22 protein-coding genes are annotated in these 19,430 nt (G+C 44.4%); all 22 read left to right on the top strand.

Annotated features, from left to right (window positions below):
- Positions 1-74: 74 nt before the first annotated feature.
- Positions 75-746 carry an amino acid ABC transporter permease gene (locus AACW75_RS13085; protein WP_017073818.1) on the top strand — a complete coding sequence of 224 codons (672 nt, stop codon included), beginning with the start codon at positions 75-77 and terminating at the stop codon, positions 744-746.
- A complete protein-coding gene (locus tag AACW75_RS13090) occupies positions 743-1,492 on the top strand; it encodes an amino acid ABC transporter ATP-binding protein (protein WP_145571826.1) in 750 nt (249 codons plus the stop codon). The genes AACW75_RS13085 and AACW75_RS13090 overlap by 4 nt, the downstream gene beginning before the upstream one ends.
- Before the next feature lie 194 nt (positions 1,493-1,686).
- Positions 1,687-1,821, top strand: coding sequence for a 50S ribosomal protein L34 (rpmH, locus tag AACW75_RS13095; RefSeq protein WP_004735800.1), 135 nt, complete (start codon positions 1,687-1,689; stop codon positions 1,819-1,821).
- A 45-nt stretch (positions 1,822-1,866) separates the two neighbouring features.
- Complete coding sequence (gene rnpA / locus AACW75_RS13100) at positions 1,867-2,190, top strand: ribonuclease P protein component (RefSeq protein ID WP_017055478.1); 324 nt, start codon at positions 1,867-1,869, stop codon at positions 2,188-2,190.
- Positions 2,157-2,414, top strand: a complete 258-nt coding sequence (gene yidD, locus AACW75_RS13105; RefSeq protein ID WP_004735802.1) for a membrane protein insertion efficiency factor YidD — start codon at positions 2,157-2,159, stop codon at positions 2,412-2,414. The genes rnpA and yidD overlap by 34 nt, the downstream gene beginning before the upstream one ends.
- A gap of 2 nt (positions 2,415-2,416) precedes the next feature.
- Positions 2,417-4,039: a membrane protein insertase YidC gene (gene yidC, locus AACW75_RS13110; RefSeq protein ID WP_017073821.1), complete on the top strand. Its 1,623-nt coding sequence runs from the start codon at positions 2,417-2,419 to the stop codon at positions 4,037-4,039.
- Between the two features lie 130 nt (positions 4,040-4,169).
- Positions 4,170-5,531, top strand: coding sequence for a tRNA uridine-5-carboxymethylaminomethyl(34) synthesis GTPase MnmE (mnmE, locus tag AACW75_RS13115; RefSeq protein ID WP_029224894.1), 1,362 nt, complete (start codon positions 4,170-4,172; stop codon positions 5,529-5,531).
- Positions 5,532-5,581: 50 nt separating this feature from the next.
- Complete coding sequence (gene mioC, locus AACW75_RS13120) at positions 5,582-6,016, top strand: FMN-binding protein MioC (protein WP_029224895.1); 435 nt, start codon at positions 5,582-5,584, stop codon at positions 6,014-6,016.
- A 482-nt stretch (positions 6,017-6,498) separates the two neighbouring features.
- Positions 6,499-8,394 carry a tRNA uridine-5-carboxymethylaminomethyl(34) synthesis enzyme MnmG gene (mnmG, locus tag AACW75_RS13125; protein ID WP_102554516.1) on the top strand — a complete coding sequence of 632 codons (1,896 nt, stop codon included), beginning with the start codon at positions 6,499-6,501 and terminating at the stop codon, positions 8,392-8,394.
- The gene (rsmG, locus tag AACW75_RS13130) at positions 8,394-9,026 is read left to right on the top strand and encodes a 16S rRNA (guanine(527)-N(7))-methyltransferase RsmG (protein ID WP_017073825.1); all 633 of its coding nucleotides are present in this window, start codon (positions 8,394-8,396) and stop codon (positions 9,024-9,026) included. Before mnmG ends, rsmG begins: the two co-directional genes overlap by 1 nt.
- Positions 9,027-9,040: 14 nt before the next feature.
- Complete coding sequence (locus AACW75_RS13135) at positions 9,041-9,814, top strand: ParA family protein (RefSeq protein WP_017073826.1); 774 nt, start codon at positions 9,041-9,043, stop codon at positions 9,812-9,814.
- 23 nt (positions 9,815-9,837) lie between these two features.
- A complete protein-coding gene (locus AACW75_RS13140; protein WP_017073827.1) occupies positions 9,838-10,719 on the top strand; it encodes a ParB/RepB/Spo0J family partition protein in 882 nt (293 codons plus the stop codon).
- A gap of 191 nt (positions 10,720-10,910) precedes the next feature.
- Positions 10,911-11,300, top strand: coding sequence for a F0F1 ATP synthase subunit I (locus AACW75_RS13145; protein ID WP_017073828.1), 390 nt, complete (start codon positions 10,911-10,913; stop codon positions 11,298-11,300).
- A gap of 8 nt (positions 11,301-11,308) precedes the next feature.
- Positions 11,309-12,106 carry a F0F1 ATP synthase subunit A gene (atpB, locus tag AACW75_RS13150; RefSeq protein ID WP_017073829.1) on the top strand — a complete coding sequence of 266 codons (798 nt, stop codon included), beginning with the start codon at positions 11,309-11,311 and terminating at the stop codon, positions 12,104-12,106.
- Between the two features lie 50 nt (positions 12,107-12,156).
- Positions 12,157-12,414: a F0F1 ATP synthase subunit C gene (atpE, locus tag AACW75_RS13155; RefSeq protein WP_004735734.1), complete on the top strand. Its 258-nt coding sequence runs from the start codon at positions 12,157-12,159 to the stop codon at positions 12,412-12,414.
- Positions 12,415-12,472: 58 nt separating this feature from the next.
- A complete protein-coding gene (atpF, locus tag AACW75_RS13160) occupies positions 12,473-12,943 on the top strand; it encodes a F0F1 ATP synthase subunit B (protein WP_017073830.1) in 471 nt (156 codons plus the stop codon).
- A gap of 15 nt (positions 12,944-12,958) precedes the next feature.
- Positions 12,959-13,492, top strand: a complete 534-nt coding sequence (gene atpH, locus AACW75_RS13165; RefSeq protein WP_017073831.1) for a F0F1 ATP synthase subunit delta — start codon at positions 12,959-12,961, stop codon at positions 13,490-13,492.
- 13 nt (positions 13,493-13,505) lie between these two features.
- Positions 13,506-15,047, top strand: a complete 1,542-nt coding sequence (gene atpA / locus AACW75_RS13170; protein WP_029224897.1) for a F0F1 ATP synthase subunit alpha — start codon at positions 13,506-13,508, stop codon at positions 15,045-15,047.
- A gap of 48 nt (positions 15,048-15,095) precedes the next feature.
- Positions 15,096-15,962 (top strand): F0F1 ATP synthase subunit gamma, encoded by an 867-nt coding sequence (gene atpG, locus AACW75_RS13175; RefSeq protein ID WP_017073833.1) that lies wholly within the window; start codon positions 15,096-15,098, stop codon positions 15,960-15,962.
- Positions 15,963-15,996: 34 nt separating this feature from the next.
- The gene (gene atpD, locus AACW75_RS13180; RefSeq protein ID WP_017073834.1) at positions 15,997-17,400 is read left to right on the top strand and encodes a F0F1 ATP synthase subunit beta; all 1,404 of its coding nucleotides are present in this window, start codon (positions 15,997-15,999) and stop codon (positions 17,398-17,400) included.
- Between the two features lie 18 nt (positions 17,401-17,418).
- Positions 17,419-17,841, top strand: a complete 423-nt coding sequence (locus AACW75_RS13185; protein WP_004735742.1) for a F0F1 ATP synthase subunit epsilon — start codon at positions 17,419-17,421, stop codon at positions 17,839-17,841.
- Between the two features lie 184 nt (positions 17,842-18,025).
- The gene (glmU, locus tag AACW75_RS13190) at positions 18,026-19,387 is read left to right on the top strand and encodes a bifunctional UDP-N-acetylglucosamine diphosphorylase/glucosamine-1-phosphate N-acetyltransferase GlmU (RefSeq protein WP_102554514.1); all 1,362 of its coding nucleotides are present in this window, start codon (positions 18,026-18,028) and stop codon (positions 19,385-19,387) included.
- Positions 19,388-19,430: the final 43 nt, after the last annotated feature.

A 19,430-nucleotide genomic window follows, 5' to 3' on the forward strand; every position in this document is an offset into this window, starting at 1 on the left:
TTTGTGTACTGATTAAAAAGCCTGAACTAACAGTATTTCTAAACAATACTTCCAATAAAAATATGAGATAGATTATGGGATTTGACTTTAATTACATGCTGGGCCTGTTGCCAATACTTCTGAAGTATTTAGGCACCACTATGGAGATGGCAATTTGGGGCTTATTTTTCGCCCTAATTCTATCTTTGATACTGGCGAACATCCGTGTATTCAAAATCCCAGTACTCGATCAACTGAGCCAGCTGTATATTAGCTTCTTCCGAGGCACACCACTGCTGGTACAGCTGTTCCTTCTTTATTACGGCCTACCACAAGTGTTTCCGTGGATGGTTGGACTCGATGCTTTTGGCGCCGCCGTTATCGGTTTAACCCTGCACTTTGCGGCCTACATGGCTGAAAGTATTCGCGCAGCTATTATCGGTATCGATCGTAGCCAAATGGAAGCCAGTCTGTCTGTTGGAATGACAACCAGCCAAGCCATGCGTCGAGTGATCTTGCCACAAGCAACCCGTGTAGCGCTGCCTTCTTTGATGAACTATTTCATAGACATGATTAAGTCGACTTCCCTTGCTTTCACCTTAGGTGTGGCAGAAATCATGGCTAAAGCTCAAATGGAAGCGTCTTCAAGTTTCCGCTTCTTTGAGGCGTTCCTTGCGGTAGCGCTGATTTATTGGGGCGTGGTTATTATCCTCACTCGTATTCAAATTTGGGCTGAAGTGAAACTGAATAAGGCGTACGTACGATGATCAAATTACAAAATATCCACAAGCAATTTGGTGACACCGAAGTATTGAAAGGAATCGACCTAGAAATCAAGCAAGGTGAGATAATTGTCATCATAGGTTCAAGTGGAACGGGTAAATCTACATTATTACGCTGTGTAAATTTTCTAGAGCAAGCCGATCAAGGTGTTATTTCGATTGATGATATCAAGGTTGATACTCAGAAATATACTAAGGCAGAGGTGCTTGCACTGCGTCGTAAGACCGGTTTCGTATTCCAAAACTATGCACTATTTGCCCATCAAACCGCGAAGCAGAATATTGCAGAAGGTTTGATTACCGTTCGTGGTTGGAAAAAGCAGCAAGCTCATGAAAAAGCTCAACAAATACTCGACGATATAGGCCTAGGAGAGAAAGCTGATAGTTATCCAGCAGCGCTTTCTGGTGGTCAGCAACAACGTGTTGGTATTGGCCGCGCAATGGCCCTTCAGCCAGAGCTTTTATTGTTCGATGAGCCGACTTCAGCACTCGATCCTGAGTGGGTTGGCGAAGTACTTAACCTCATGAAAAAATTGGCAAATCAGCATCAAACCATGCTGGTGGTTACGCATGAAATGCAGTTCGCTAGAGAGGTCGCAGACCGAGTGATCTTCATGGCTGATGGCCACATTGTCGAACAGGGATCTCCACAGGATATTTTTGGTAGTCCACAGGATCCAAAATTAAAAAAATTCTTAAATAAGGTTGGGATCGACGAAGGATCCTTGTGATTTTAGTTATTCTACGTATAATCCCCCGACCGGAATTTTAGTTAACCCAATCATTGACACTTTTTGTGACAGTGATTACAATTCCGCCTCTTTGTTGAGAGGCGTCGGTTTTCCTTTCTTATATAAAGAAGAGAAAATATGCCCACGCCGGGTTTAACAAAAACCTAAAACTACTGATCAGTAAGGTAATTACAATGAAACGCACTTTTCAACCTACAGTTCTAAAGCGTAAGCGTACTCACGGTTTCCGTGCTCGCATGGCTACTAAGAACGGTCGCGCAACAATCAATGCACGTCGTGCAAAAGGCCGTAAGCGTCTTTCTAAGTAATCTTTGATTATTTTGAATAAGCTAGCCTTCGGTCGGGAGTTACGCTTGTTAACTCCCGAACATTATCAAAATGTCTTCAAGCAAGCTCATCGAGCAGGCTCCCCTCATTTCACCATCATTGCCCGAAATAACTCTCTTTCAAATCCTCGCCTTGGATTAGCTGTTCCGAAAAAGCAGATTAAAACCGCCGTGGGTCGTAACCGATTCAAGCGTCTTACTCGTGAAAGCTTTCGTAACACTCAACACAAACTTCCTAACAAAGATTTTGTTGTAATCGCTAAGAAGAGCGCGCAAGATTTAAGCAATGAAGAAATGTTCAAGCTACTCGACAAATTATGGCTTCGCCTGTCTCGCCCTTCGCGTGGATAGCGCTAATACCCATCTATTTTTATAGATGGTTTATTAGTCCACTCATCGGCCCACGCTGCCGATTTACTCCAACCTGCTCTTTATATGCGATAGAAGCGTTGAAAGCTCACGGTTTTGTAAAAGGGTGTTGGTTATCAGGCAAACGTCTATTAAAATGCCATCCTTTGAACGAAGGGGGCTTTGACCCCGTTCCACCAGTCCAAAAACAAGACAGAGATAAATAACGATGGATTCTCAACGTAATATCCTGTTAATCGCATTGGCTTTGGTTTCTTTCCTACTTTTCCAACAATGGAACGTAGCTAAGAACCCAGCTCCACAAGCGATTGAGCAGGCACAATCTGGCAGCACCCTACCAGCGCCATCTTATGCAGATGACTTAGACCCAGCTCCGGGCCAACAAGTCGCTTCTGCAAAAACTATCACAGTAACAACTGATGTACTGACTCTGTCAATTGATACGGTTGGTGGTGATGTCGTTCAAGCAAACCTAAATGAATACTCTGCAGAATTCGATTCTGAAGATACGTTTGTTCTTCTTAAGAACGAACCAGGTCACCAATTTATCGCTCAAAGCGGTCTAGTGGGTCCTCAAGGTATCGACCTAAGCAGCACAAACCGCCCTAGCTACACAGTATCAGCAGACAGCTTCACACTTGCTGATGGTCAGGATGAACTACGCATCCCGATGACTTACCAAGCGAACGGCCTTGAGTACACGAAAACATTCGTCCTTAAGCGTGGCAGCTACGCAATGGATGTTGAATACGATGTAGTCAACAACTCTGGTAACAACGCGACATTCGGCATGTACGCTCACCTACGTCAGAACGTTATGGACGACGGTGGTAGCCTAACAATGCCAACTTACCGTGGTGGTGCTTACTCTACGGAAGATACGCGTTACAAAAAATACAGCTTCGACGATATGCAAGATCGCAACCTGTCTCTTAACCTAGCAAATGGTCAAGGTTGGGCAGCGATGATTCAGCACTACTTTGCAAGTGCATGGATTCCTCGCGACGAAGCCGGCAGCAACCTTTACACTCGTGTAATCGGTAACCTTGGCGACATCGGTGTTCGTATGCCGAACAAAACCATCGCTACTGGCGACGAAGCAAGCTTTAAAGCAACGCTTTGGGTTGGTCCAAAACTTCAAGACCAAATGGCTGCAGTTGCACCAAACCTAGACCTAGTAGTTGACTACGGTTGGTTATGGTTCATTGCCAAACCACTTCATACTCTGCTTTCGTTCATTCAAGGCATCGTTGTGAACTGGGGTCTAGCCATTATCTGTCTAACCTTCATCGTTCGTGGTGCTATGTACCCACTAACGAAAGCTCAGTACACGTCTATGGCGAAAATGCGTATGCTTCAGCCTAAGCTGACTGCAATGCGTGAGCGTATTGGCGATGACCGCCAACGCATGAGCCAAGAAATGATGGAGCTGTACAAGAAAGAGAAAGTAAACCCACTTGGTGGCTGTTTACCTATCGTCTTGCAGATGCCTATCTTCATTTCGCTATACTGGGCACTAATGGAGTCTGTTGAACTGCGTCACTCACCGTTCTTCGGTTGGATTACTGACCTTTCAGCACAAGACCCATACTACATCTTGCCACTTCTGATGGGTGCTTCAATGTTCCTAATCCAGAAGATGAGCCCGACAACTGTAACGGATCCAATGCAGCAGAAGATCATGACCTTTATGCCGGTTATGTTCACATTCTTCTTCCTGTTCTTCCCTTCAGGTCTGGTTCTTTACTGGCTAGTATCGAACATCGTAACTCTGATTCAGCAAACGCTTATCTACCGAGCGCTGGAAAAGAAAGGCTTACACTCTAAGTAAGTTCGATAATAGAAAGAGATAAAGAAAGGCGACCAAAAGGTCGCCTTTTTGTTTTTAGCTGATTACAATTCAGCTAATTGATTAATCGTGAACACCCCTTTTTGGCTCTCACATGCTAACAGGCACAACTATGACTACAGATACGATTGTTGCTCAAGCGACCGCGCCCGGCCGTGGTGGCGTCGGTATTATCCGCGTTTCCGGCCCATTGGCGACTCAGGTTGCTCTAGAAGTAACAGGAAAAACACTCAAGCCTCGCTACGCTGAGTACCTACCGTTTAAATCTGACGATGGCATCGAACTCGACCAAGGTATCGCGCTTTACTTCCCTAACCCGCACTCGTTTACCGGCGAAGACGTATTAGAGTTGCAAGGCCACGGCGGCCCAGTGGTTATGGATATGCTAATCAAACGTATCCTTACTATCTCAGGCGTGCGAGCTGCGCGTCCTGGTGAGTTCTCAGAGCGTGCCTTTTTGAACGACAAGATGGACTTAACGCAAGCAGAGGCGATTGCTGACTTAATTGATGCAAGCTCAGAGGAAGCAGCAAAATCGGCTCTACAATCGCTACAAGGTGAGTTTTCTAAACGTATTAACACGCTAGTTGATTCACTGATTTACCTACGAATCTATGTTGAAGCGGCTATCGACTTCCCTGAAGAAGAAATTGATTTTCTTGCTGACGGTAAAGTAAGTACTGACTTACAAGCTATCATCGACAACCTCGAAGCCGTACGACAAGAAGCCAATCAAGGCGCTATTATGCGTGAAGGCATGAAAGTCGTGATTGCAGGTCGCCCAAATGCCGGTAAATCAAGCTTATTGAATGCGCTGTCAGGTAAAGAGTCTGCGATTGTGACCGATATTGCCGGTACCACGCGTGATGTACTGCGTGAACATATCCATATTGATGGTATGCCACTGCATATTATCGATACAGCAGGCCTGCGTGATGCTTCTGATGAAGTAGAAAAAATCGGTATTGAACGTGCTTGGGAAGAAATAGCTCAGGCAGACCGCGTTTTATTTATGGTCGATGGCACCACAACAGACGCGACTGACCCACAAGATATATGGCCAGATTTCGTTGATCGACTACCAAATAACATCGGTATGACAGTGATCCGTAATAAAGCAGATCAAACCAGTGAAGATCTCGGTATTTGTCACGTTAACGATCCTACGTTGATTCGATTATCAGCTAAAACAGGCGAAGGAGTCGACGCATTACGTAGCCATCTTAAAGAATGCATGGGCTTTGCTGGTGGTCATGAAGGCGGCTTTATGGCACGACGTCGTCACTTAGATGCACTTGAACGAGCGTCTGAGCACCTAGATATCGGTCAACAACAGCTTGAAGGCTACATGGCTGGCGAGATCTTAGCGGAAGAACTTCGTATCACCCAACAGTACCTTAATGAGATAACGGGTGAATTCAGTTCTGATGATCTTTTAGGTCGCATCTTCTCTTCATTCTGTATCGGTAAATAACCTTTAAAGGCCGGCTCGCGCTGGCCTTTTTCTTTTGTAAGGACAGCTTAATGATCCACATTATAACAGGCAGTACTTTGGGCGGCGCCGAATACGTTGGCGATCACCTTAATGATCTTCTTGAGGAGCAAGGGCATAAGATAACCCTTCACAATCAACCTGAATACAATGAGATTCCACAACAAGACGTTTGGTTACTGGTTACCTCAACTCATGGTGCAGGCGAATTTCCAGATAATATTAAGCCGTTTATCAACGCATTAACTCAACAGTCTCCAGACTTAAATCAGGTTCGCTTTGCTGTCGTGGCGCTTGGTGATTCTAGTTATGATACCTTCTGTTTGGCGGGAAAATCAGTCCACAGCCAACTGGAAGAACTCGGAGCTCACCCTATTTCAGCCTGTTTTACCATCGATATACTTGAAACTCCGGTGCCAGAAGACGCCGCTGAAGAATGGTTTAACGATCATAGTGACCAGTTTTAACCCCTCCTTTCTCTAAAAAAGCGGCTTATGCCGCTTTTTTTATCTCTAAATATCGTGATTGTGAATAACTTTTTAAAAAATTAATCGAAAAATATGTCATTTTTTTCAATTTCTCCTGTGGATAAGATCATACATATACGGTGATTAACCTATAGTTATCCAAATAATAACTTTCAGGCTAATTCTCCCCTGTGAATAAGTAGCCATTTTGATCCCAGCTAATCCTCATCATGATCAAAGTTAGATCACATACTTTGATCCAAAAAAGATCCATGATCTTGTTGATCATTTTTGACTTATCCACAGATACCCTCGATCCTAATAATAGATATAATAAAAGATCTCTATAAAGATCTTATCTATATTAATTAAAAACCGCTTTATCGAAAAATCCCAAAAACGTTTTCTCAAGCTATGAAAACAGGTAGAATATCGCTCCTTTTTATCAATCTAGAAAACGTTTGAATACCCGAGGTCGGTTCATGCTTTATCACGAAAAATTTGACGTCATCGTTGTTGGTGGTGGCCATGCAGGAACGGAAGCCGCACTCGCATCTGCACGTACTGGTCAAAGTACGTTACTACTCACTCATAATATCGATACGTTGGGACAAATGTCTTGCAACCCTGCTATTGGTGGGATCGGTAAGGGCCACTTGGTAAAAGAGGTCGATGCAATGGGTGGATTAATGGCACAAGCTATTGATCATGCAGGTATTCAGTTCAGAACGTTAAACGCATCAAAAGGTCCTGCGGTACGTGCAACTCGTGCACAAGCTGACCGCGCGCTTTACAAAGCCTTTGTTCGAAATGTTCTTGAAAACACACCAAACCTAACTCTGTTTCAACAATCGGTTGATGACTTGATCGTTGAGCAGGATCAAGTGGTGGGTGTTGTTACACAGATGGGCCTTAAGTTCCGCGCTAACGCAGTGGTACTGACGGTCGGCACATTTCTAGGTGGAAAAATCCATATTGGTATGGAAAGCTCTTCAGGCGGTCGTGCTGGTGATCCACCATCGATCGCACTGGCTGACCGTCTTCGTGATCTTCCATTCCGAGTTGATCGCCTGAAAACGGGTACACCTCCTCGTATCGATGCACGTAGCGTTGATTTTTCAGAGTTAGAGGTTCAGCACGGTGATAACCCAACACCTGTATTTTCGTTCATGGGTAACCGAGCTCAACAGCCTCGCCAAATTCCATGCTACATAACGCACACTAACGAAAATACGCATGACGTTATTCGCGCCAATCTCGATCGTAGCCCAATGTACGCGGGCGTGATTGAAGGTATTGGCCCGCGCTACTGTCCATCGATTGAAGACAAAGTGATGCGTTTTGCTGACAAGAACAGTCACCAAATTTTTATTGAACCTGAAGGCCTAACGACCCATGAGCTATACCCGAATGGTATCTCGACAAGTCTGCCGTTTGATGTTCAGGTTCAAATCGTTCGTTCAATGAAGGGCTTTGAAAATGCTCACATCGTTCGTCCTGGTTATGCAATTGAGTACGATTTCTTTGATCCTCGCGACCTGAAGCTGACTTACGAAACTAAGTTTATCAAGGGTCTGTTCTTTGCTGGTCAAATCAACGGCACGACTGGCTACGAAGAAGCGGCAGCACAAGGTTTGATGGCGGGTCTTAATGCAAGCTTGTTTACGCAAGGCAAAGAAGGCTGGAGCCCGCGTCGCGACCAAGCTTACATGGGCGTTCTTATTGATGACCTATCGACCATGGGTACCAAAGAACCTTACCGCATGTTTACTTCTCGCGCGGAATACCGTTTGTTGTTGCGTGAAGACAACGCGGATATTCGTTTGACTGAAAAATCTCGTGAGCTTGGCTTGGTGGATGATGCTCGTTGGGCTCGATTCAACGAGAAAGTAGAAAACATGGAGAAAGAACGTCAACGTCTGAAAGAAACGTGGATCAATCCAAAATCTGAAGATGTTGATCAACTGAACCAGATCCTCAAAACACCAATGTCTCGTGAAGCGAGTGGTGAGGATCTTCTTCGTCGCCCTGAAATGACTTATTCACAGCTAACTTCGTTAGATCGTTTTGGTCCGGCACTGGAAGATCAACAAGCTTCTGAGCAAGTTGAGATCCAAGTTAAGTACGATGGTTATATTCAGCGCCAACAAGATGAAATTGAAAAATCACTACGCCATGAAAATACCAAGCTGCCTGCTGATATCGATTACAGTCAGGTGAAAGGGCTTTCCAACGAAGTGGTTCTAAAGCTAACAACAGCTAAGCCTGATTCAATTGGCATTGCTTCTCGTATTTCAGGCATTACGCCTGCGGCAATCTCTATTTTATTGGTTTATCTTAAAAAACACGGCCTGTTGAAAAAGGGTGAGGAAGCATAATGAGCGTATTACGCGAAAAACTGGATCACCTAATTGACCAGACTGAGCTTGAAGTATCTGAAAAGCAACGTGGCCAATTAGTTGGTTACGTTGAGTTACTCAACAAGTGGAACAAAGCTTACAACCTAACGTCAGTTCGTGACCCGCTCGAAATGATGGTGAAACATATCTTAGATAGCATCATTGTTAGCACTCACTTACAAGGTAAGCGCTTTATTGACGTTGGTACGGGCCCTGGTTTACCTGGGATCCCTCTCTCAATCATGAATCCTGACTGTGAGTTTTACTTGCTAGATAGCTTAGGTAAGCGTATTCGTTTTATTAAGCAGGTGGTTCATGAATTGGGTATCGATAACGTCGTACCGGTTCAAAGTCGCGTTGAAGAATTTCAACCTGAAGAAAAGTTTGATGCAGTACTCAGTCGTGCATTTGCGTCAATGACAGACATGGTAGAGTGGTGTCACCATTTACCTAAAGAGCAATCCGGTGTATTTTTGGCTCTTAAGGGACAACATCCTAGAGACGAAATTGACCTGTTACCTGAATGGTGTTCAGTGACAGACATTAAAGCTTTGCAAGTGCCAGAGCTTGATGGAGAGCGTCATCTAGTAACTTTATCGCGTCAGGGATAATCAGCGAGGCCATAGTGGGTAAAATCGTAGCAATTGCCAACCAGAAGGGTGGCGTAGGAAAAACAACAACTTGCATTAATTTGGCAGCATCAATGGCGGCAACAAAACGCAAGATATTGGTTGTTGACCTCGATCCTCAAGGTAATGCCACTATGGCAAGCGGTGTCGACAAATATCAGGTTGAAGCAACTGCTTACGATTTGTTAGTTGAAGAGACTCCATTTGATGAGGTAGTTTGTCGAAGTACATCTGGCAATTACGACCTTATCGCCGCAAACGGTGATGTGACTGCGGCGGAAATCAAATTAATGGAAGTGTTTGCCCGTGAAGTTCGTCTCAAAAACGCGCTGGCATCCATTCGCAGTAACTATGATTTCATCTTTATTGATTGCCCACCGTCATTAAACCTTCTTACAATCAACGCGATGGCTGCGGCCGATTCCGTATTGGTTCCTATGCAATGTGAATATTTTGCTTTGGAAGGTTTAACTGCGTTGATGGATACCATCAGTAAGCTCGCAGCTGTAGTAAACGAAGATCTGAAGATCGAAGGTCTTCTGCGTACAATGTACGATCCTCGTAACCGCTTATCGAACGAAGTATCTGATCAACTCAAAAAACATTTCGGTAGTAAAGTATATCGAACTGTAATCCCTAGAAATGTGCGTCTGGCAGAAGCGCCGAGTCATGGCAAGCCAGCAATGTACTACGACAAATATTCCGCAGGTGCTAAGGCATATCTTGCTCTTGCAGGAGAAATGTTGCGTCGTGAAGAAGTCCCAGTATAGGTCTAACCAAAGGAATTCGCTCAATGTCTAAGCGTGGTTTAGGAAAGGGGTTAGATGCATTGCTTGCAACTAGCTCGTTGGCTCGTGAAAAACAACAAGCCGCTTCTCATAGTCAGGCGTTGTCGGCTGATGGGGAGTTCATCGAGCTTGCTGTCGGTTGCTTAAAGCCAGGTGTATATCAACCGCGTAAGGATATTGCGCCGGAAGCTCTAGAAGAGTTGGCCGCATCTATCCAGTCTCAGGGCATTATTCAGCCAATCGTTGTACGTCCGTTAACACAAGGGCAGTTCGAGATTATTGCTGGTGAACGTCGTTGGAGAGCGGCTCGTCAAGCTGGCCTGAAGCAGGTGCCGTGCTTGATCAAGAAAGTTGAAGACAAAGCCGCGATTGCGATGGCATTGATCGAGAACATTCAGCGAGAAGATCTGAATGTTATTGAAGAAGCGCAGGCTTTAGAGCGCTTACAGAATGAATTTGAACTGACGCACCAAAAGGTTGCTGAAGTGATTGGTAAGTCACGTGCGACGGTCAGTAATTTACTGCGCCTGAACCAGTTGGCTGAACCAGTGAAGGTTTTGGTTGTGTCAAAGCAACTAGAGATGGGGCACGCTCGAGCATTGCTTGCGCTTGAAGGTGACACCCAGGTTGAAGCAGCGAATACTGCGGCAGCTAAAAAAATGACCGTGCGTCAAACAGAGCAGCTTGTTAAAAAGTGTCTAAAACCTGAGGTTGAGTCAGAACCTAAGGCTGAAGACACAGAATCTATTGAACTTTCAAGAAGACTCTCGGAAAAATTGCAAGCAAACGTTTCAGTCACTCGTTCTGTTAGCGGTAAGTCAAAAGTGACGATTACTCTTGATGAGCCTCACAAATTAGAGCAACTTATTGCTAAACTAGAGTACTAAATGAGATAATTGATTTAGGTCAATTATGTAATAAACAAGTAATTTCGTACAAAAGTTGTAGGTTTGTATACAGAAATGTAAATGATTGCTGCATTTTTATTGCAATCAATTTGGCTGAACGTATAATTTTCGCCAATTTCTCAGCACGCTTTTAAGCGAGTGGTAAAGTGGGCTTAAAGAGGAACGAATACATGGTAGCGGCGTTAGCAAGACCAGGACGAGTGCTTGCAAAGCAAATGTTATTGATCGAGCTTAGCGCGGTTATATTAGTGGCGGTAGGGTTAGGTTTAGCTGTTAATCCTGATTGGGGTTTTGCTGCATTAATCGGTGGCGGTATTTTTGTCATTGCTAATGTGGTTTTTTGTGTGTGTGCTTTCCTATTTTGTGGAGCTCGCGCAACTAAGTTAGTTGCAGCGTCGTTCTATGCAGGCGAAGTGCTAAAAATCTTAATCACAGTTTTACTATTCTCTATTGTCTACATGTATATGCAGGTGGAATTAGTTCCCCTCAAACTGACCTATTTACTGGTTCTAGGTATTAATATCTTTGCGCCAGTGCTTTTCATTAACAATAAAAAATAGGATGAGTTATGGCTGCGCCAACAGCATCCGGATACATTGAACACCATTTACAAAACCTTTCTTTAGCTAAGTTTGGTCTTGTAGAGGAAACAAGTTTCTGGAACGTACATATAGACAGTCTGTTTTTTTCTGTGTTGACAGGGGTGTTATTCCTTTGGGTTTTTCGCTCAGTCGCTAAGAAAGCAACAGTAGGTGTACCTGGTAAGCTTCAGTGTTTTGTTGAAATGGTAGTGGAATTCGTTGGCGACAACGTTAAAGAAACTTTCCATGGCCGCAATCCTCTGGTAGCTCCATTAGCACTGACTATATTCTGCTGGATTATCATAATGAACTTGATGGACCTAGTGCCTATCGATTTCTTACCATATCCTGCAGAGCATTGGCTAGGTATCCCTTATTTGAAAGTGGTTCCTACAGCTGATGTAAATATAACAATGGCAATGGCTTTAGGTGTTTTTGCTCTGATGATCTTCTACAGCATCAAAGTGAAAGGCTTGGGCGGATTTGCTAAAGAATTGGCACTGCATCCATTTAATCACCCAATCATGATTCCATTTAACTTGGTACTTGAGGTAATTTCGTTATTAGCGAAGCCACTATCTCTAGGTATGCGTTTATTTGGTAATATGTTTGCGGGTGAGGTGGTGTTTATTCTTATCGCGGCAATGCTACCGTGGTACTTACAATGGGTAGGTGCACTACCTTGGGCTATCTTCCATATCTTGGTTATTTTGATTCAAGCGTTTGTTTTCATGATGTTGACAATCGTTTACTTATCAATGGCTCATGAAGATAGTGATCACTAAAAAAATTTTTAAGCTTTATTCTAACTATTAATGTTAATCGGAGAACGTAAATGGAAACTGTACTAAGTTTTTCAGCAATCGCTGTTGCTATCATTGTTGGTCTTTGTGCCGTAGGTACTGCAATTGGTTTTGCTATTCTTGGTGGTAAATTCCTAGAAGGCGCTGCGCGTCAACCTGAAATGGCTCCAATGCTACAAGTTAAGATGTTCATTATCGCTGGTCTACTGGATGCTGTTCCAATGATCGGTATCGTAATCGCACTACTATTCACGTTTGCTAACCCATTTGTAAGTCAGCTAGCAGGCTAATTAGCTTTTAATAGTTAATTAAATTTTTGTAGTTGATTCTTAACGAGGAGTAGCTGTTGTGAATATGAACGCAACTCTGTTGGGTCAAGCAATTGCTTTTTCACTGTTTGTTTGGTTCTGCATGAAATATGTATGGCCACCAATCATACAAGCAATTGAAGAACGTCAGAAGAAAATTGCTGACGGTCTTGTAGCCGCTGAACGCGCTGCGAAAGACTTGAACCTAGCACAAGCCAACGCTTCCGAGCAAATGAAGGAAGCGAAGCGCACTGCAACTGAGGTTATTGATCAGGCAAATAAACGTAAAGCTCAAATTATTGATGAAGCTCGCGAAGAGGCTCAGGCAGAACGCCAGAAGATCTTAACGCAAGCTGAAGCAGAAATTGAAGCTGAACGCACACGTGCCCGTGATGACCTGCGCAAACAAGTCGCAACTCTGGCTATCGCTGGTGCTGAGAAAATCCTTGAGCGTACTATCGATAAAGATGTACACAATGATCTTCTTAACAACATTACTGCAAAACTTTAAAGCAAGGGGCTGTATATGTCTGATTTGACTACAATCGCACGCCCCTATGCTAAAGCAGCGTTTGACTTTGCGGTAGATAAAGGTGAGCTAGACCAATGGGGTCAAATGCTTACTTTTGCTGCCGAAGTGGCACAAAATGATGATGTTCATAATTTATTAAGCAGTTCTATGACTGCTGAAAAGTTAGCTGAAGTATTCATTGTAATTTGTGGCGAACAATTTGATGAATTCGGCCAGAACTTAATTAAAGTGATGGCAGAGAATGGTCGTTTAATGGCCTTTCCTGATGTTTGTAAACAGTTCTTATTGCTTAAACAAGAGCATGAGAAAGAAATCGACGTTGAAGTAACTTCAGCCGTTGAGCTTTCTGAAGAACAACGTACAAGCATCATCAGCAAATTGGAACTGCGCCTAGCGCGCAAAGTTCAGCTGAATTGCAGTATAGATGAGACTCTACTTAGTGGAGTTATTATTCGAGCCGGAGACCTAGTCATCGATAACTCAGCGCGCAGTCGTTTAGACCGCCTGAGCGATGCATTGCAGTCTTAATGGGGATTGGAGCATGCAACTTAATTCCACTGAAATTAGCGATCTAATTAAACAACGTATTGAATCTTTCGACGTTGTTAGTGAAGCTCGCAATGAAGGTACTATCGTTTCTGTAAGCGATGGCATCCTTAGCATTCACGGCCTAGCGGACGTGATGCAAGGTGAAATGATCGAACTACCGGGTGGCCGTTACGCGCTAGCACTAAACTTGAACCGTGATTCGGTTGGTGCTGTTGTAATGGGCCCGTATGCTGACCTACAGGAAGGCATGAAAGTTACAGGTACTGGTCGTATTCTTGAAGTACCAGTAGGTCCTGAAATGCTTGGCCGTGTTGTAAACACGCTAGGTGAGCCAATTGATGGCAAAGGTCCTATCGAAGCGAAATTAACTTCGCCTGTAGAAATTATCGCACCAGGTGTAATCGAGCGTAAATCGGTAGATCAACCTGTTCAAACTGGTTACAAGTCAGTTGACTCAATGATCCCTATCGGTCGTGGTCAACGTGAACTAGTAATCGGTGACCGTCAGACTGGTAAAACAGCAATGGCGATCGATGCGATTATTAACCAGAAAGACTCTGGTATTTTCTCTATCTACGTAGCTATCGGCCAAAAAGCGTCGACTATTGCTAACGTAGTTCGCAAATTAGAAGAGCACGGCGCACTGGCTAACACTGTTGTTGTTGTTGCATCTGCTTCTGAATCTGCAGCGCTGCAATATCTTGCACCGTATGCTGGTTGTGCGATGGGTGAATACTTCCGTGACCGCGGCGAAGATGCACTGATTGTTTATGATGATCTATCTAAGCAAGCGGTAGCTTACCGTCAAATTTCACTACTACTTAAGCGTCCACCTGGCCGTGAAGCGTTCCCTGGTGATGTTTTCTACCTTCACTCTCGTCTACTAGAGCGTGCTGCTCGTGTAAGCGAAGCATACGTAGAAAAGTTCACTAACGGTGAAGTGACAGGCAAGACTGGTTCTTTAACCGCTCTTCCTATCATCGAAACGCAAGCTGGTGACGTATCTGCATTCGTACCAACGAACGTAATCTCGATTACTGATGGTCAGATCTTCCTACAAACTGAGCTATTCAACGCGGGCGTACGTCCAGCTGTTGACCCAGGTATCTCAGTTTCTCGTGTAGGTGGTTCGGCGCAGACTAAAATCATCAAGAAGCTATCAGGTGGTATCCGTACCGCTCTAGCTCAATACCGTGAACTTGCAGCATTTGCACAGTTCTCATCGGATCTTGATGAAGCGACCAAAAAGCAACTAGACCACGGTCAAAAAGTTACAGAACTGATGAAGCAGAAACAATATGCTCCTATGTCTGTATTTGACCAAGCTCTAGTAATCTTCGCTGCAGAGCGTGGATACCTTCAAGACGTAGAACTTTCTAAAGTTCTAGATTTTGAAGCTGCTTTACTGTCGTTTGCTCGTGGTCAATACGCTGATCTAGCAACACAGATCGACGCAACGGGTGCTTTCAACAAAGAAATCGAAGCTGAGCTGAAGAAGCTTGTTGACGATTTCAAGGCAACCCAGACCTGGTAATTGGTAGGTGGTCTTAGGGCCACCTCATACCATTAACGGAGAGTAACGATGGCCGGCGCAAAAGAGATACGTAATAAAATCGGTAGTGTTAAAAGCACACAGAAGATTACGAAAGCAATGGAAATGGTAGCAGCTTCGAAAATGCGTCGATCTCAAGACGCAATGGAAGCTACTCGTCCATATGCAGAAACAATGCGTAAAGTGATCGGTCATTTGGCGAATGGTAGCCTCGAGTATAAGCATCCTTATCTTGAGGAACGTGAAGCCAAACGTGTTGGTTACATCATCGTTTCTACAGACCGTGGTCTTTGTGGTGGTTTGAACATTAACTTGTTCAAGAAAGCTATGAATGACATGAAAGATTGGTCTGAGAAAGGTGCTGATGTAGAACTTGCAATTGTAGGTACTAAAGCAACAGCATTTTTCAATAACAGCGGCGCGAAAGTAGCAGCTCAAGTTTCTGGTCTGGGCGATCGTCCAAGCCTTGAAGACTTGATTGGCTCTGTAAGCGTTATGCTGAAGAAATATGATGAAGGTGAATTGGATCGCCTGTTCGTAGTGTTTAACAGATTTGAAAACACTATGGTTCAAGAACCAACGATCGATCAATTACTTCCTTTGCCTAAATCAGACAGCGAAGAAATGAAACGCAGTCATTCTTGGGACTACATTTATGAGCCCGAGCCAAAACCACTACTAGATGCACTATTAGTTCGATACGTCGAATCTCAAGTGTATCAAGGTGTGGTCGAGAATCTTGCTTGTGAGCAAGCAGCTCGAATGATTGCAATGAAATCAGCAACAGATAACGCTGGTGACATTATTGATGACTTAGAACTTGTGTATAACAAAGCCCGTCAATCGGCGATTACACAAGAACTTTCTGAGATCGTTTCAGGCGCAGCTGCGGTTTAAGCTTAGGTAAAACTAAATAGTTAGAGGATTAACGATGGCTACAGGTAAGATCGTACAGATCATTGGTGCGGTAGTCGACGTAGAGTTCCCACAGGGCGAAGTACCTCGTGTATACGATGCTCTGAATGTTAATGAAGTGACAGAACGTCTAGTTCTTGAAGTTCAGCAACAACTTGGCGGTGGCGTAGTACGCGCAATCGTAATGGGTAGCTCTGATGGTTTACGTCGTGGTTTGACAGTTGAAAATACTGGCGCTCCAATCTCGGTACCAGTAGGTACTAAGACACTTGGTCGTATCATGAACGTCCTAGGTGACGCAATTGATGAGTGTGGTGAAATCGGTGCTGAAGAGCATTACGCAATTCACCGCGAAGCTCCAAGCTACGAAGAGCAGTCTAACGAGACTTCTCTTCTAGAAACTGGTGTTAAAGTAATCGACTTGATTTGTCCATTCGCTAAGGGTGGTAAAATCGGTCTATTCGGTGGTGCTGGTGTAGGTAAGACCGTTAACATGATGGAACTTATCAACAACATCGCACTTCAACACTCAGGCCTATCTGTATTTGCAGGTGTAGGTGAGCGTACTCGTGAAGGTAACGATTTCTACTTTGAGATGCAGGAAGCTGGTGTTGTAAACATCGAAAACCCTGAAGAATCAAAAGTAGCGATGGTTTACGGTCAGATGAACGAGCCACCAGGTAACCGTCTACGTGTTGCACTGACTGGTCTAACAATGGCTGAGCGCTTCCGTGACGAAGGTCGTGACGTTCTACTGTTTGTTGATAACATCTACCGTTACACACTAGCAGGTACTGAAGTATCAGCACTTCTAGGTCGTATGCCTTCTGCGGTAGGTTACCAACCTACACTAGCTGAAGAAATGGGTGTTCTACAAGAGCGTATCACGTCAACTAAAGCTGGTTCTATCACGTCTGTACAGGCGGTATATGTACCTGCGGATGACTTGACTGACCCGTCTCCAGCAACAACGTTCGCTCACTTAGATGCAACGGTAGTACTTAACCGTAATATCGCATCTATGGGTCTATACCCAGCGATCGACCCGCTAGATTCTACTTCACGTCAACTGGATCCATTGGTAGTTGGACAAGAGCACTACGACATCGCTCGTGGCGTTCAGTCTACTCTTCAGCGCTATAAAGAGCTGAAAGATATCATTGCTATCCTAGGTATGGATGAGCTATCTGAAACAGATAAGCAAGTTGTATCTCGTGCTCGTAAGATTGAGAAGTTCCTAACTCAGCCTTACCACGTAGCGGAAGTATTTACAGGTGACCCAGGCGTTTACGTACCTCTTAAAGAGACTCTACGTGGCTTCCAAGGTCTTCTATCTGGTGAATACGATGACATTCCAGAGCAAGCGTTCATGTACTGTGGTGCAATTGACGAAGCTATTGAGAATGCTAAGAAGCTATAAGGCTAACTAGGAGGCGATATGGCAGCAATAACCTTTCACCTAGACGTTGTAAGTGCAGAGAAACAAATTTTCTCAGGCCTTGTTGAGACGTTTCAGGTGACCGGTAGTGAGGGTGAGCTTGGTATTTTCCATGGTCACACTCCACTGCTGACCGCTATCAAGCCTGGTATGGTGCGTATTGTTAAGCAGCACGGCCACGAAGAAATTATTTATGTTTCTGGTGGTATGGTAGAAGTTCAACCTGGTACAGCGACTGTACTGGCTGATACGGCTATCCGTGGTGAAGAACTAGACGCAGCAAAGGCGGAAGAAGCTAAACGCAAGGCTGTGGAGAATATCCAAAATCAGCATGGCGATATAGACTTCGCACAAGCGGCCGGTGAACTGGCTAAAGCCATTGCTCAGTTACGAGTTATCGAACTGACAAAACAGCGCCGTTAATCTTTTATAAGATTATTGGTTCTGTAATAAAGGCGACCTTAGGGTCGCCTTTTTGCTTTTCTGGAATCTCGGAAATGTTCAGTTTTACGTATCAGTAATGGTTTAGTTGCCATTGATATTTAATTTTTTGGCTAAAAACGGTTACAATATCGGCTTAATAAAAATAATGTTGGATAGGTTTACAATGAAGTTTAGTGCGGTAATTCTCGCAGCGGGCAAAGGCACTCGCATGTATTCAAACACACCAAAGGTTCTGCATACTCTTGCGGGTAAGCCGATGGTTAAACATGTTATCGATACATGTAATGGTCTTGGTGCTCAAAACATCCACTTGGTCTACGGTCATGGTGGTGAGCAGATGAAGTCTACGCTAGCGAGCGAGACGGTTAACTGGGCACTGCAAGCTGAACAGTTAGGTACTGGCCACGCGGTCGATCAGGCATCAGCACATTTCGCTGATGATGAAAAAGTACTCGTGCTATATGGTGACGTTCCTCTAATCTCACCTGAAACCATTGAAAACCTATTAGACGCTCAACCAAACGGTGGTATCGCATTACTTACTGTCGTTCTAGATAACCCTATGGGTTACGGTCGTATCATTCGTCGCAACGGTCCTGTGGTGGCTATTGTTGAGCAGAAAGATGCATCCGATGAGCAGAAGCTTATCAAAGAGATTAATACTGGCGTTATGGTTGCAACGGGTGGTGACCTTAAGCGTTGGTTATCAGGCTTAAGCAATGATAACGCGCAAGGTGAGTACTACCTGACAGACGTTATTGCAGCGGCTCACGATGAAGGCCGTGCGGTTGAAGCGGTTCACCCTGTAAACCCAATTGAAGTTGAAGGCGTTAACGATCGTTCTCAACTGGCTCGTTTAGAGCGCGCTTACCAAGCGGAGCAAGCAGACAAACTATTGAAGCAAGGCGTAATGCTTCGCGATCCTAGTCGCTTTGACCTACGTGGTGAGCTTCAATGTGGTATGGATGTTGAGATTGATACTAACGTTATCATCGAAGGTAGCGTAAGTATTGGTGATAACGTGGTTATCGGCACTGGTTGTGTATTGAAAGACTGTGAGATTGATGACAACACTATCGTGCGCCCATACAGCGTAATCGAAGGTGCGACAATTGGTGAAGACTGTACGGTTGGTCCATTCACTCGCTTACGTCCAGGTGCCGACATGCGTAATAATTCGCACGTGGGTAACTTCGTAGAAGTGAAGAATACGCGTCTAGGTGAAGGTTCAAAAGCCAACCACCTGACTTACCTTGGCGATGCAGAAATTGGTCAGCGTGTAAACGTTGGCGCTGGTGCTATCACTTGTAACTATGATGGTGCTAACAAGTTTAAGACCATTATTGGCGATGACGTATTTGTCGGTTCAGATAGCCAGTTAATCGCTCCAGTAACGATTGGAAACGGTGCCACTGTTGGTGCAGGTTCTACAGTAACTCGTGATGTTTCTGAAAACGAACTTGTTATTAGCCGCGCTAAAGAACGCAAGATTGCGAATTGGCAGCGTCCGGTTAAGAAAAAATAGCTTCACTATAAATCAGATGATTGCGATAGAGCCAATAGCACTG

The organism is Vibrio sp. L3-7 (genome assembly GCF_963898195.1).
Lineage (GTDB): Bacteria > Pseudomonadota > Gammaproteobacteria > Enterobacterales > Vibrionaceae > Vibrio > Vibrio echinoideorum.